12 protein-coding genes are annotated in these 13,749 nt (G+C 40.2%); 11 read left to right on the top strand and 1 reads right to left on the bottom strand.

The window, feature by feature from the left end:
* Positions 1–5: 5 nt before the first annotated feature.
* The 5 genes from ACQKL6_RS19240 to rlmN all read left to right on the top strand — a co-directional run bounded on the left by ACQKL6_RS19240 (position 6) and on the right by rlmN (position 4,542).
* Complete coding sequence (locus ACQKL6_RS19240; RefSeq protein ID WP_427651751.1) at positions 6–800, top strand: MBL fold metallo-hydrolase; 795 nt, start codon at positions 6–8, stop codon at positions 798–800.
* A gap of 255 nt (positions 801–1,055) precedes the next feature.
* Positions 1,056–2,264, top strand: a complete 1,209-nt coding sequence (locus ACQKL6_RS19235) for a S1C family serine protease (protein ID WP_402869987.1) — start codon at positions 1,056–1,058, stop codon at positions 2,262–2,264.
* Positions 2,265–2,433: 169 nt separating this feature from the next.
* A complete protein-coding gene (locus ACQKL6_RS19230) occupies positions 2,434–2,595 on the top strand; it encodes a CxxH/CxxC protein (protein ID WP_402869992.1) in 162 nt (53 codons plus the stop codon).
* A gap of 322 nt (positions 2,596–2,917) precedes the next feature.
* Positions 2,918–3,397 (top strand): 23S rRNA (pseudouridine(1915)-N(3))-methyltransferase RlmH, encoded by a 480-nt coding sequence (gene rlmH, locus ACQKL6_RS19225; protein WP_427651750.1) that lies wholly within the window; start codon positions 2,918–2,920, stop codon positions 3,395–3,397.
* A gap of 77 nt (positions 3,398–3,474) precedes the next feature.
* The gene (rlmN, locus tag ACQKL6_RS19220) at positions 3,475–4,542 is read left to right on the top strand and encodes a 23S rRNA (adenine(2503)-C(2))-methyltransferase RlmN (RefSeq protein ID WP_402955070.1); all 1,068 of its coding nucleotides are present in this window, start codon (positions 3,475–3,477) and stop codon (positions 4,540–4,542) included.
* 138 nt (positions 4,543–4,680) lie between these two features.
* Here the strand turns inward: rlmN and ACQKL6_RS19215 are convergent, their stop codons facing one another.
* Positions 4,681–5,013: a heme oxygenase gene (locus tag ACQKL6_RS19215; protein WP_402869999.1), complete on the bottom strand. Its 333-nt coding sequence runs from the start codon at positions 5,011–5,013 to the stop codon at positions 4,681–4,683.
* Positions 5,014–5,346: 333 nt separating this feature from the next.
* On the opposite strand from ACQKL6_RS19215, the gene ACQKL6_RS19210 reads away from it, so the two are divergent.
* The 6 genes from ACQKL6_RS19210 (at position 5,347) to ACQKL6_RS19185 (ending at position 13,639) form a co-directional block, all read left to right on the top strand.
* Complete coding sequence (locus ACQKL6_RS19210; protein ID WP_427651749.1) at positions 5,347–6,795, top strand: DEAD/DEAH box helicase; 1,449 nt, start codon at positions 5,347–5,349, stop codon at positions 6,793–6,795.
* A gap of 603 nt (positions 6,796–7,398) precedes the next feature.
* Positions 7,399–8,469, top strand: coding sequence for a DUF5105 domain-containing protein (locus ACQKL6_RS19205; protein ID WP_402955062.1), 1,071 nt, complete (start codon positions 7,399–7,401; stop codon positions 8,467–8,469).
* A 14-nt stretch (positions 8,470–8,483) separates the two neighbouring features.
* Positions 8,484–9,620, top strand: a complete 1,137-nt coding sequence (locus ACQKL6_RS19200) for a TcaA second domain-containing protein (protein ID WP_402870006.1) — start codon at positions 8,484–8,486, stop codon at positions 9,618–9,620.
* A 434-nt stretch (positions 9,621–10,054) separates the two neighbouring features.
* Positions 10,055–10,696 (top strand): phosphate starvation-inducible protein PhoH, encoded by a 642-nt coding sequence (locus ACQKL6_RS19195; protein WP_402991138.1) that lies wholly within the window; start codon positions 10,055–10,057, stop codon positions 10,694–10,696.
* Positions 10,693–11,301, top strand: coding sequence for a hypothetical protein (locus ACQKL6_RS19190; protein ID WP_402991141.1), 609 nt, complete (start codon positions 10,693–10,695; stop codon positions 11,299–11,301). The genes ACQKL6_RS19195 and ACQKL6_RS19190 overlap by 4 nt, the downstream gene beginning before the upstream one ends.
* A gap of 274 nt (positions 11,302–11,575) precedes the next feature.
* A complete protein-coding gene (locus ACQKL6_RS19185) occupies positions 11,576–13,639 on the top strand; it encodes a catalase (protein WP_402955050.1) in 2,064 nt (687 codons plus the stop codon).
* Positions 13,640–13,749: the final 110 nt, after the last annotated feature.

The following is a 13,749-nucleotide window of genomic DNA, read 5'->3' as shown; positions in this document are numbered from 1 at the left end:
TATAGATGACTATGCATTTTAGTGTACTCGCAAGTGGGAGTACGGGAAATGCCTTGTTCGTGGAGACGGAGGACCAATCTTTCCTTGTCGATGCGGGATTGAGTGGGAAAGCCTTGGAAGGATTATTTCAGGATATCGGCCGAGATATGTCCAAGCTTTCTGGAATCCTGGTTACGCATGAACATAGCGACCACATTAAAGGTCTGGGAGTCGTCGCTAGAAAACATAAGCTCCCCATATATGCGAATACAAAGACATGGCAAGCAATGGAGCATTCCATCGGGGAGATTTCTCCTGAACAGAAATTCGCCTTTGAAATGGAACAAGTCAAAACCTTTGGAAGCCTTGATATTGAATCGTTTGGTGTATCTCATGATGCTGCCGAGCCGATGTTTTATGTATTCCATCAGGGAGGAAAAAAACTTGTGGTCATAACCGACACAGGTTATGTCAGCGATCGGATGAAAGGCATCATCACGAATGCTGATGCCTATGTGTTTGAGAGCAACCATGATGTGTCCATGCTTCGGATGGGTCGATATCCATGGAGCATCAAGCGCCGGATTTTAAGCGATGTTGGACATGTATGCAATGAAGATGCTGCCCTTGCCATGAGTGAAGTGGCAGGGGACAAGACGAAACGGATATACTTGGCCCATTTAAGTATGGATAATAATATGAAAGACCTTGCAAGAATGTCAGTGGAGCAAACCTTAAAAACGAAAGGGATTATTGTTGGCGAGCAGTTTTCGCTCTACGATACGGATCCCAAAAGACCAACAGAGCTTGTTACACTATAATGAGTAAAGGAATGAGTGGGGAAACCTGCTTCATTCCTTTTTTATTTTTAATGGGTTAGTTAGTAAGGGGATTAAAAAGGGTATTGGTTGGTTAGTACTGAATGAATAGAAAAATGATGATAAAAAAAGAGGCAGTAAGCTAAATATGGCATACATTTTTTTAGATATTTCTTGTTAATTGAGTATAATTAAGGGTGGATATCAAACACTAGTAATTGCTATAATTCATTCCTAAAAAGAGAGGATGGAGCGGTCTTGGAGAACGAAGAGAACCAAAATAAACAGAAAAAAGGAAGCCGTACAGGTTATTTTCTATCAGGCTTAGGAGGCGCCATCATTGGGGCTCTGCTGATTTTATTAGCATTCCCGGGCGGTGGGGTATTAAATGATGAAACAAACCCAAACCAGACGGAAAATTCAACGGATGGTGAAGAGGCCAAGCCAATTCAGCAGAAAGTTTCCGTAGAGGTCACAAGTGCTGTCACGGGTGCGGTTGATAAGGCAAGCGATGCAGTTGTTGGCATCTCCAATATTCAGGAAACTTCCTTCTGGGGCGGAAAAGGCAACGAAAGCAGTTCAGCCGAAGCGGGTACTGGATCTGGAGTCGTATATAAAAAGGATGGTGGCAAAGCCTATATTGTCACGAACAATCATGTTATCGAGAATGCTAATGAGTTAGAGGTCACGTTAAGTGATGGAACCAAGCTACCTGCCGAGCTACAAGGAAGTGACCCTTGGACGGATTTAGCTGTCGTGGTAGTGGAAGCGGATAAAGTTAAGACGGTAGCAGAGTTTGGCACAACCGAAAAATTAAAGCCAGGTGAACCAGTCATAGCGATTGGTAACCCATTAGGACTTCAATTCTCTGGATCCGTTACACAAGGAATCATCTCAGGAGTAGAGCGTACCATTGAAGTGGATATCGATGAGGACGGACAGGTAGACTGGAATGCAGAAGTTATCCAAACCGATGCGGCGATTAACCCAGGAAATAGTGGCGGGGCCCTCGTAAACATGTCCGGTCAGGTCATTGGGATCAATTCCATGAAGATTGCGGAAAATGCCGTAGAAGGCATTGGTCTATCCATCCCGATTGATTCAGCGATTCCTATTATCAGTGATATTGAGAAATATGGTGAAGTGAAACGTGCCTACTTAGGCGTCAACCTGGCATCAGTGGAAGAAATTTCACAGTACCATCAGCAAAATACATTAAAATTGCCAAACAAAGTAACCTCTGGTGTGGCTGTGACTGGCGTTCAAAGTAACTCACCAGCGGCAAAAGCAGGCCTAGAGGAATTTGATGTAATTGTTGGTATGGATAATGAAAAAATTCATGATATCGTTGAATTAAGGAAGTACCTGTACAATGAAAAGAAAATTGGTGACACTGTAAAAATCACTTATTACCGAGATGGGAAAAAGGAAACCGCAGAAATTAAGCTTTCAAGTGGAGAAATCTAAAAGCAATAAAGCAGGGGAGTTTTGCTTTCCCTGTTTTTTTGCTTGTGTTTTTATTATCGTTTGATACCATTACTTGTGGATATTTTGCCGAATATGATGAATACTAAACGAATTGTGGATAAGTGGCATCAATAGATTGGCCAATAAAAAATGAAAAGGAGAATGAGGAATGAACCTATATTGTTGTCAGGAACACGTTGATATGGCGCTTGATGAAGTTGTATATGAGTGTGAAACGTATCCGTTATTAACGCTGGTTTCAGAAGAAAATAAGTTATCAACAACCTGTGAATATTGTCGAAACGTGGCAATATATCTAGTAGGGAACTAATATTCCCATACAAGATGTGGATAGAAATTGTGGATATGTGGATAAGTTTTGTGGATAACCTGTTCGTAACCTATTTTGAAAGACTAAAATACTGGAAAAAGTCATAATGAAAAACCACCGGCACTTTCTTTTAGAAGGGCTGGTTTTTTGTTATTTAGGAAGCAAATATAGTCCAATATTCTTTATAGGTAAGTCTCTTAAATCTTCACTTTTGGATTTGGAAAGGATTTGCTTGTTTTGTTTATGGGTCTCTCTAAGGTATGATAATAGGAGGTACTTCCAACAATTGAACTAAAAACATATGGAAAGTCAGAGGATATATATGAAGATAACGATCGTTACGGTTGGCAAGCTCAAAGAAAAATACTTAAAGCAAGGAATGGCCGAATATACAAAACGGCTAGGAGCCTATGCTAATATAGATTTTATAGAAGTGCCTGATGAAAAGGCACCAGAAAACTTGAGTGCAGCGGATATGGATATCGTCAAGCAAAGAGAAGGTGAACGGATCTTGGCGAAAATCAGCCAGGATACTTATGTGATTACGCTTGAAATCAATGGGAAGCAGCTCACTTCTGAGCAACTTGCGACCCATATTGACCAACTTGCCACTTATGGAAAAAGCAAACTTGCCTTTATTATTGGTGGTTCACTGGGGCTTAGTGCCGATGTGATTTCTAGAAGCGATTACGCCCTTTCTTTTTCTAAAATGACCTTTCCGCATCAACTCATGAAGTTAGTTTTGTTGGAACAGATCTATCGGGCGTTTCGGATAAATAGAAATGAGCCATACCATAAATAATCACCCAATCGATGATGGGTGGTAGCGTTAGCTAGGTAAAGAATTTAATCTTAACGTTATGAAAAGAGGGTAACCATATGAATAAAGAGTCCATTTATGGATTAACATTTGAACAATTGACAGCTTGGCTTTTGGAGCATGGCCATAAAAAATTCCGGGCAACCCAAGTCTGGGAATGGCTTTATCGGACGCGCGTTACCGATTTCTCTGAAATGACAGATGTTAATAAAGAGTGCATTCAACTGCTGGAAGAAAACTTTGTCATCCAGACTTTGACTGAACATGTTAAACAGGAGTCGGCGGATGGGACAATCAAGTTTCTATTCAAATTACTGGATGGTAACCTGATTGAAACGGTCATGATGCGCCATAAGTATGGGATATCCGTTTGTGTCACGACCCAAGTAGGCTGTAATATAGGCTGTAGTTTTTGCGCAAGCGGTTTATTAGCGAAGAGCCGTGACTTAACTGCTGGAGAAATAGTGGAACAGATCATGAATGTTCAACTCCATCTTGATCAGTTGGGACAAGGGGATATCGTCAGTCATGTAGTCGTAATGGGGATTGGCGAGCCTTTTGATAATTTCGATAATATGATCGACTTTTTGAAGGTCATCATGGACCATAAAGGGTTGGCTATTGCAGCAAGACGCATTACTGTTTCCACGAGTGGGCTGGCTAATAAAATCTATGAATTCACCGATACTCAATTACAGGTTAATTTGGCCATTTCTTTACATGCCCCGAATAATGAACTAAGAACGAGAATCATGAAAATAAATCGTGGCATTCCAATCGAAAAATTAATGAAGTCATTGGATTATTACTTGGAAAAAACGAATCGTAGAATTACGATTGAGTATATCCTATTGAGGGACGTCAACGATCATCGAGAAGAAGCCGAACAACTTGCCGAATTGCTTGATGACAAGAAACATCGTTTATATGTAAACTTGATTCCATATAACCCTGTAGATGAACACAGTCAATATCAAAGAAGCGAGAAGGAGTCAGTGCTCGCATTTTATGATACGCTGAAAAAGAGAGGCGTGAATTGTAAAATCCGTCAGGAACATGGTACGGATATAGATGCTGCCTGTGGTCAGTTAAGAAGTAAACAAATCAAAAAAGCAGAGGCCAACTGAGAAAGGCCCCATGTATAGAAAAAACAGTATGTTTTTACACACATACTGTTTTTTTATGCTGAAAGATGAACGGCCATGCTTCTAAAAACAAGAAAAATGGGGCTGTAAGGATACAGCCTCATTTAAATGAGAAGTTGATTATTTAGCGATTTCTTTTACAGAAGCGATTTCATATGTGACAATTTCGCTACCAATAATTGGTGATTCTTTTTTAGCTTCATCTGAAGAAGGTTCTGGACGTTTATGTGCAGCTTTAAACGCGTCACTGTTTCTCCATGCAGTAAAGCTGTCCATGTTTTCCCAGTACATATTCACGTTTAGTTCGTCGTAGTCCGTTAAGTTTTGTGTTAACAATACTTCAACTTTAACGAAGCCTTCTGTCGTATCTAGAGGGCCTGGTGCCGTAAAGCCTGGTGCCATTACTGCTCCCATTCCTTTTTTTACTTTGATTTTATTTGCTACGATTATCATCATTAATCTCTCCTTTTAAGGTTATTTAACTGATTCATTACATACATATTTTAGCACATTATTAAGCTTATAATCCATTTTGATTAATCAATAACTGTTGATAGTGAATTCTATACTGGATTTGCTGTTTTGAGTATATATCGAACCATCTTATTATTTGTCTTTCAAAAAGTATTATACCCGGATGGCATGAAGGGAAGTCTTTGAAGCAGGAATTGGTTTAGGAATTATAAGGTTTATTGATGCATATCGCGTATAATAGAATTTAGTATAAGGAAATAACAATTACGGAAACAATAAAGCAAGATACTAAACAATAAAAGAGGCTGTTATATGACGGAAATTAAGTTTATTGATTATAAATTAAGTGATGAAATCGTTCGGGCGTTGGAAAGCCTAGGCTATCAGCATCCAACGGAAGTGCAACGTGAAGTGATTCCTGTTGCTTTGCAAAAAAGGGACCTGGTCGTGAAGTCGCAAACGGGAAGCGGAAAAACGGCTGCATTCGGCATACCGCTCTGTGATATGGTCGATTGGCAGGAGAATAAGCCACAGGCGCTCATTTTAACACCAACGCGAGAGCTTGCCGTACAGATTAAGGAGGACATTACGAATATTGGTCGATTTAAACGGATTAAAGCAACTGCGGTATATGGGAAGTCTCCCTTTGCCCAGCAAAAAGCGGAGTTGAAGCAAAAGAGCCACGTGGTTGTGGGTACGCCTGGACGTGTCCTTGATCATATTGAAAGAGGTACATTCGCTTTAGACCGATTAACCCATTTGGTAATCGATGAAGCCGATGAAATGTTAAATATGGGATTCATCGAGCAAGTGGAAGCCATCATTAAAGTACTGCCGCAGGATCGTGTGACGATGCTGTTTTCCGCTACTTTACCAGATAGCATTAAAAAACTGTGCCATAAATATATGAAGGAACCTTTGGATATTGAAATAAAGGCAACCGGCTTAACGACTGAAAAAATCGAACATGCTGTTATTGAAGTCAAGGAAGATGAAAAGTTTACCCTGCTTAGAGATGTTACGATTGTCGAAAATCCAGATAGCTGCATCATTTTCTGTCGCACAAAAGACAAGGTCGACCAAGTATGTGAGCAGTTAGTGGAATTAGAGTATCCATGCGATATGATTCATGGAGGGATGCTTCAGGAGGACCGCCTGGCAGTGATGGACGAGTTCAGAAGAGGTGAATTCCGCTATCTAGTCGCGACCGATGTAGCGGCACGTGGAATTGATATTGATAATATCACCCATGTCATCAATTATGACCTACCACTTGAAAAGGAAAGCTATGTCCATCGTACAGGTAGAACAGGACGTGCGGGTAAACAGGGGAAGGCAATCACATTTGTGACTCCATTCGAAGGTAAGTTCCTCACCGAGATTCAAAGCTATATCGGATTTACGATCCCTACCATGCCGGCTCCATCAAAAGAATATATCTTGGACATGAAGAATGATTTTGAAGCGAAGCTAAAGACACGGCCAAAAATTAAAAAAAGTAAAAGTGAACAGCTTAACAGACAAATTATGAAGCTGTATTTTAATGGCGGCAAGAAAAAGAAAATCAGGGCCGTAGATTTCGTGGGTACCATTGCAAAAATAGATGGAGTAAATGCAGAGGACATCGGCATTATAACCATTCAGGATAATGTTTCCTATGTAGAGATATTGAATGGAAAAGGTCCGCTGGTCTTGAAAGTGATGAAGAATACGAAAGTCAAAGGCAAGGTTTTGAAGGTTTCCGAGGCAAATAAACGATAAATGGCAGGAAGAACCGGAAAAGACGTACATATATCTTTTCTGATTCTTGTAAGGCCAGGTTCGCTCTAATACTAGTGAAACAACGGAAACATTCACCTTTCTTACGGAGTGGCACATCAGAAGCTACCCGGAGACTTCACTGGACATCCTATCCTTGGTTTTCCCGCGAAAAACATGTGCGAAGATACAAAGAACCTTATTACCGTGAGTTACATAGTGTTAGCAATTGATATAAAGGTCGTCCTAAGGGATGATCTTTTTTTGTGTGCAGTTTTAATTTATGGGAAAAAATCGTAGCGGGCTTTCTGGTTTAATAGGGGAATGGTTAAAATGGCTCATGAAAGTAAAGAAGTGGATATGACCTATATACTTTATGCCTGTTCAACTATAAAAATTATACCAAAATATTCATAAAATAGGTTGTTTTTGGGTTTGTGGTAGGTCGATTAGAGGTAAATAAAGATAAGTGGAAAAAGAATCCAATACATACTAGTCTAAATCATTGATCTGCATTAACTAATGGTTCTCGGTATTCTTTTTCCCTATCCAAAGATCTCGCTGGAAAGTGTGCGGTCTTTTACTTATTTATAGGGGGGAATTTTGATGGTGTCTAAGTTAAGGGGTATTTCGCTATTGTTTATTTGTATGCTGTTGTTATCTGCATGCAGCAGTTCTAGTGGATCTTCGGAAAAAAAGAGCGATAGCAAGAGTAAGAATAAGGATTTAGAGGTATCCATTGAGGATGCATCTTTTGTGCTACTTGGAAAAGATGATGGTGTGGCTGAAGAAGGTACAGAAAAAGGAGTCCTGGCTGTTAAATTTAAGTTGAGTAATAAATCAAAGGATGGCATTCGACTCTCAACAAGAGATGGATTTAAGTTATACGATGGCGATGAAGAGACAAATGCCATTTCAGATGCATATAACACCAACGTAGGGATTGAGTTTGAGTCTAGTGGCGATTTGGGTGCCGGCAAAACGAAAACGACCACAGGCTTTTTTGAAGTAGAAAAAGATAAAGAGTATGAAATAGGGATAAAAGCGGCTTCAGAAGACTATGAAAAGAAAATTGAAGAAGTGATCATTAAGGTGAACACGGCAGATTATGCTGAAAGTTTTGATGCCCTTCAAGACCCGGCGAAAGCGTTAGCTGCTTATATTGATTCGATATACCTGGATAAAGACAATAGTGATTATGAAAAACTAGTATCTGCTGATAAAGCGGTTATACAGGAAGAAGCGAAAAAGGTATTCAAAGAGAAAATTAAAAGGTACTTTGTGGGGAAATTGACTGATGAAGAAGTAGATAAACTTTATGCTGCTTATAAATCGGCTCAGTCACAAAAGGCCGAGTTTAAAACGGTCACATCTGCCAAGGCAAATGGAAAAGCCGTGGTGCTAATTGAATTCTCAACGGTTTCATTGCGAAACATATATGAAGACCTTTCAGAATACCAATATGAATATAGAGAAAAAACGAAAAAATACGATGAAAAAGGTACCAAAAAGTATTTAATATCTAAATTCGATAAAATCATAAATAACCAAGAAGTAGAAGAAGGCGAAGATTTAAAGATTCATATGATAGAAGAGGATGGAAAGTGGAACGTTAATTCATCACAAGATGGTCAAGAAAGATTAACGAATATTTTTGCTGCAGGATCAAAATATTAAAGGAGCAGTGAGATATGTCGAAAAAAGCTTGGATTATAAGTGGGGTCTCCGCTGTTGCCTTAATTGCCGTGGTCTTGGTCACCATGCTTTTCGTTCAACAAAACAATAAACCCAAAAAAGTAGTGGCATCCTTTACAGAAGCAGTTGAAAAGAAAGATACGGACCAACTTAAGGAGTTACTCGATCCTGATAAAAAGGGAACGGTGGTAAATAATGCATCCATTAAGGCATTTGCTACGTACTTAAACAAAAATGACTCGAGTTTTGATGCCATCAAGGACGGATTGGATGAACAAGTAGAAGATAAGGATTTTTCGGCAACCAACCAGCAAGTCAGCTTGGTGGAGTCGGGGAAAAAATGGGGCATTTTCAAGGAATACAAAATGAGAGTCAAAACCGGATTCATTAAAGTGACGGGACAAAATGATGAAGATCAACTATCCCTTTCTGTAGATGACTTGAAGGAATCCGTAAAAGAGAGTAAGAAGGGCACGTATGGTCCATTTTTGCCTGGGACGTATAACACGGTCACTACAGTAAAGAACAAACTGGGTACTTTCATGAAAAAGGATAAGATAGATGTCTGGGGTGGATCTAAGGAAGTCACGCTTGTAGTGGATCCTGATTCCTTGGCTAGAAATGATAAAGATGTACAAAAATCGGTCATGTCCGCTGTCGATGTTTTCAATCATGACTGGGCCGTATTTGAAACCAGCAGTTTTGATACCAAGAAGCTTACCAATGTTTCAGATGACATTAAAGATGATACCTCCATTGTTGCGGAAAACTTTGAACAGGTCAAAAATTATGTCGATGAAGTACATTCACAATATTTAGGGGCCGTCATTAATCTGGATGATTTGGATATCAGTTACTTTGATAATCAGTGGAGAGCGGAAGCGGTAGCTGTAGTGTCCTATCACAGCAAAATGAAACTCAAAAACAAAAAGAAAATGGATGACCTTTCTTATAAAGCGGTGCGTGACTTTTCCATGATTTATAATGCCGATAAGAAGAAATGGATTATTGAAGAAATTAAGGAGTATGAGGCTGACGGAACGGAAGAGGATTGGGAGAATAAAAAGGAAATGAAAATTAAAGATCCAAAACTGCTCAAATGGAATCGCAAAGACAGTAGCAAGGGCTTGTAAGAGTGTGCAAAGCGGGAATAAAGAAAAAGGGTTTCTTCCATGGGGAGAAATCCTTTTTCTTTGGTTCCAAAGGAAATGGCTTTATAGAATTAAGATCCTTTCTTGCTAAAGTCACAAATTTTATTATTCAAAAAATAAATAAATCGATTCTAGAATATAATAATCGACATGAAACCTTTATAATTGGAGGTTTTTTATAAAAGGAAAAAATACTTCCATTGATAATGATTATCAACGATGATAAATTTAAAGTACGATTACTGTATAGTCCGTATCATGCTTATAGGGAAGTCCTTTTAGTCCCTTCTTTGGCGGATAGGGTTTTCCAGTAAAGTACAGGGGAACATCCCAATCTTGTACCCCTTAAGGATCTATTCACACAAAGTCTCACAACAGCATTGTTAGAGTTAGAGCAACACGAAGGAGGAAAAAAAGTGAATAAGAATAGAACGGACTTTCTGATGCTTGACACAGGAAGTTACTTTGGAAAGGCAAGGGTGAATGACCCGCAATATCAGGATGACTTTACCTTTGTTGATACATATGAACTGCCCAATATAGACTTAAAACCTTATAAATGCTTGGTCGTTCAAGGGTTAATCGATCAGAAATTCTTATTTAGACATAAAGAAGTCATTCGTGAGTTTTTGGATGATAAGAAGATTGTCGTTTTCAGTGGGAATTTGTTTTTGGACTGGTTACCTGGAGGTTCTTCCTTCATCCCTAAAACCATTCATAGTTACAAGGATTATGAGGTTTCAATCGATCATCGCCATCCAATCTTTGACGGGGTAGAGGAAGATGATATGACTTATAATAAAGGAGTTTCGGGATTTTTCGCAAGGGGGCACCATCCAATTCCCGAAGGAGCGGAAGTTCTGTTGACCTTACCTGGCGGAGAACCTATCACGTATATTGACAGGAATAGTACAAAGGGCACTATTTTGGTTCATGCAGGTAGTGACCTATTTGGTGCGATGAATGCGAGTGGAACGAAAAAGCGCATTGGTCCACAACTCATACAATGGGTACGGGATGAGTATTCAACGCTTCAGGAGAGAGGTGAAATGGGATGAGAAAAATTGCAGTCATCGATGGAGGCAGTTCGCAACATAATCGGACATATACCGAACCGAAATACAGAAAATACATTGAGAAACTTATTTATCTTCCCGATTTAGAAAAAACGTCTATAGATGAATTTGATGTAATCCTTCTTCCTTCCCAGTTGCATATGGGCCTACTCATGAAATCCATGAAGAAAATTATGGATTTTGCTGATGAGGGAGGGATCATCGTTTCCTTTGGACCACAGTTAAATGAATGGCTACCAGGCCATAATTGGGAATTCAGAGAAACGAACTTTTGGTGGTGGCTTGATAAGGATGCCAAAAGTGGTTTAGTGTTGCAACGTCCCGATCATGATTTATTCAGTCGCTATCTTACACTTGCCGATGCGACATGGCACCAACACGGGGTGTATTGGCCTCCGGCAGGGACAGATATCCTGGTTTCAACGGAAGATGGCGGAGCTGTCCTATACATCGACAAGGTTAGTACAAAAGGTACTTGGGTAATCATGACACTTGACCCCGACTATCATTACGGCTCATACTTCATGCCTGCGACCGAGAAATTCCTAGATGGATTTTTCCCTTGGCTTGCGGAAGGCGAAGTGTAAGAAGCAAAAAGATTATCATGAGTAATGGCTATGGAGAACAGCATCTCCGTAGCCATTTTTTTATAAAAAAACATGGAAGGAGTAGCGGATACATCTCTAGGTCGTCATTTGTCTTAAGCTTTTAAAGAACTCTTGTCCTATAACTTTTGTGATTCCTGTTTATCGATGAAATTAGGGTGGTATTAAAGAATAAGATACTTATTTAGCATACATACATCATGAAATGGACTATACATCGACTTTTATCGACAAGGTACTGGAGGGAAAGACAAGGATGAAAAAAGATAATGAACAAAGCAAGAACCAACAGTTGGAACAATATAGAGTGGATGATAACGGGAAAAAGATGACAACCAATCAAGGTTTGCGGGTTTCCGAAGATGAGCATTCTTTGAAGGCGGGTGACCGTGGTCCGACGTTGATGGAGGACTTTCATTTCCGTGAAAAAATGACTCATTTTGACCATGAGCGTATTCCTGAGCGAATTGTACATGCACGTGGATCAGGCGCACATGGTTATTTCCAGGTGTATGAGTCAATGAAGGAATTTACAAAGGCAAAATTTCTACAAGACCCTTCTGTTAAGACACCAGTATTCGTACGTTACTCGACTGTAGCGGGTTCACGCGGCTCAGCAGATTCCGTCCGGGATGTCCGTGGATTTTCAACGAAGTTTTACACCGAAGAGGGGAACTATGACCTGGTTGGGAATAATATCCCGGTATTTTTCATACAGGATGCGATTAAATTCCCCGATTTGATCCATGCTGTTAAACCAGAACCCCATAATGAAATACCTCAAGCTGCAAGCGCCCATGATACATTTTGGGATTTTGTTGCGAACAATGAAGAAACAGCCCACATGGTAATGTGGCATTTGTCGGATAGAGCCATTCCTAGAAGCTTTCGCATGATGGAAGGATTCGGTGTCCATACTTTCCGTTTTGTGAATGCAGAAGGCGTCTCCCATTTCGTCAAGTTCCATTGGAAGCCTGTTCTTGGTGTGAAATCCCTTGTATGGGACGAGGCTCAGAAGATTGCCGGGAAAAATTCTGATTTCCACCGTCAAGACTTGTGGGAAGCGATTGAAGCAGGAAATTACCCCGAGTTCGAATTTGGTGTGCAAATGATTAAGGAGGAAGATGAATTCAACTTCGACTTCGACATCCTAGATCCTACGAAACTATGGCCGGAAGAACAGATTCCAGTGAAAATTATCGGGAAAATGGTATTGAACCAAAATACGGATAATTTCTTCGCCGAGACGGAACAAATCGCTTTTCACCCTGGGCATGTCGTACCGGGCATTGATTTCTCCAATGATCCGTTGCTTCAAGGACGACTATTCTCGTATACAGATACCCAGCTTTCACGTTTGGGTGGACCGAATTTCCATGAGATTCCGATTAACCGCTCAGTAGCACCGGTTAACAATAATCAACGTGATGGTATGCATCGCATGACGATCAACCAAGGACAAGTCAGCTACCATAAAAATGGGCTAGCCAATAACTCTCCCGAACCTGCATCGGAAGCGGAAGGTGGATATGCTCACTACCAAGAGAAGGTAGATGGCCGAAAAGTGCGTCAGCGTAGTGAAAGCTTTAAAGATCATTACAGCCAAGCGAAACTATTCTGGAATAGTATGACGGACGTGGAAAAAGAACATATAATCGAAGCTTTCCATTTTGAAGTGGGTAAAGTGAAAAGTAAAGATCTCCAACAACAAATTGTTGAGATGTTCAGCAATGTGGACTTGAAATTGGCTGAAAAAATTGCGGAAGGAGTCGGTGTAAACCCTCCTACCAATAAAAATGAATCGGAAGTAGAATTGGCTTCACCGGCTTTAAGCCAGGAGCAAAATAAGATCATTACGCCTGCAACGCGTAAAGTGGCTGTATTGGCTGCCGATGGATTTAAGGGCTCTGAAATGGACCAAGTCATGGACGCATTTAAAACAGCTGGAATCATGGCTGAAATCATCAGTACGAATCGCGGAATGATTACGAGTGAAGAAGGGCAACAACTAGAGGTGAGTCAAAGCTTCCTGACTGCAGACTCGGTTTTATATGATGCCGTTTATGTGGCGGGTGGCAAGAAAAGCATTGAGCAATTGAAAGCTGTAAAAGATGCCATCTATTTTGTTGACGAAGCTTATAACCATTTCAAAGCGATTGGGGCAGGGACAGAAGCAGCCGATATTCTGATCCAGGCAGGAATACCAGCAGGTGATCCTATTACAGGAGTTGTCACGATTACTGCAGATGCAGAGGGTAAATCCACTGCTAGTTTCATTGAGGCGATTGCCCAACATCGACATTGGTCACGTGCACTATAAGAATACTCCACATGCAAAAGGGGCTGTCTAATAAGTCCCTAAAATAAAACAGGTGGAGAAAAACGAGTTGTTTTTCTCCACCTGTTTTTCTATTTCTATAATAATTTACT

Origin of the sequence: Peribacillus sp. NPDC097197 (assembly GCF_050278025.1) — a bacterium.
In the GTDB taxonomy this organism is placed as follows: domain Bacteria; phylum Bacillota; class Bacilli; order Bacillales; family DSM-1321; genus Peribacillus.
Note: the sequence above shows the minus strand (reverse complement) of the source record. Positions and strands in the feature narration are given on the sequence as shown.

What these genes read in the sequence shown, in the direction of transcription:
- rlmN (WP_402955070.1), top strand. Translation starts at nt 3,475, where the DNA reads ATGAATAAAGAGTCCATTTATGGATTAACATTTGAACAATTGACAGCT.
- ACQKL6_RS19185 (WP_402955050.1), top strand. Translation starts at nt 11,576, where the DNA reads ATGAAAAAAGATAATGAACAAAGCAAGAACCAACAGTTGGAACAATAT.
- ACQKL6_RS19200 (WP_402870006.1), top strand. Translation starts at nt 8,484, where the DNA reads ATGTCGAAAAAAGCTTGGATTATAAGTGGGGTCTCCGCTGTTGCCTTA.
- ACQKL6_RS19215 (WP_402869999.1), bottom strand. Translation starts at nt 5,013, where the DNA reads ATGATAATCGTAGCAAATAAAATCAAAGTAAAAAAAGGAATGGGAGCA.
- ACQKL6_RS19210 (WP_427651749.1), top strand. Translation starts at nt 5,347, where the DNA reads ATGACGGAAATTAAGTTTATTGATTATAAATTAAGTGATGAAATCGTT.
- rlmH (WP_427651750.1), top strand. Translation starts at nt 2,918, where the DNA reads ATGAAGATAACGATCGTTACGGTTGGCAAGCTCAAAGAAAAATACTTA.
- ACQKL6_RS19240 (WP_427651751.1), top strand. Translation starts at nt 6, where the DNA reads ATGACTATGCATTTTAGTGTACTCGCAAGTGGGAGTACGGGAAATGCC.
- ACQKL6_RS19190 (WP_402991141.1), top strand. Translation starts at nt 10,693, where the DNA reads ATGAGAAAAATTGCAGTCATCGATGGAGGCAGTTCGCAACATAATCGG.
- ACQKL6_RS19205 (WP_402955062.1), top strand. Translation starts at nt 7,399, where the DNA reads ATGGTGTCTAAGTTAAGGGGTATTTCGCTATTGTTTATTTGTATGCTG.
- ACQKL6_RS19230 (WP_402869992.1), top strand. Translation starts at nt 2,434, where the DNA reads ATGAACCTATATTGTTGTCAGGAACACGTTGATATGGCGCTTGATGAA.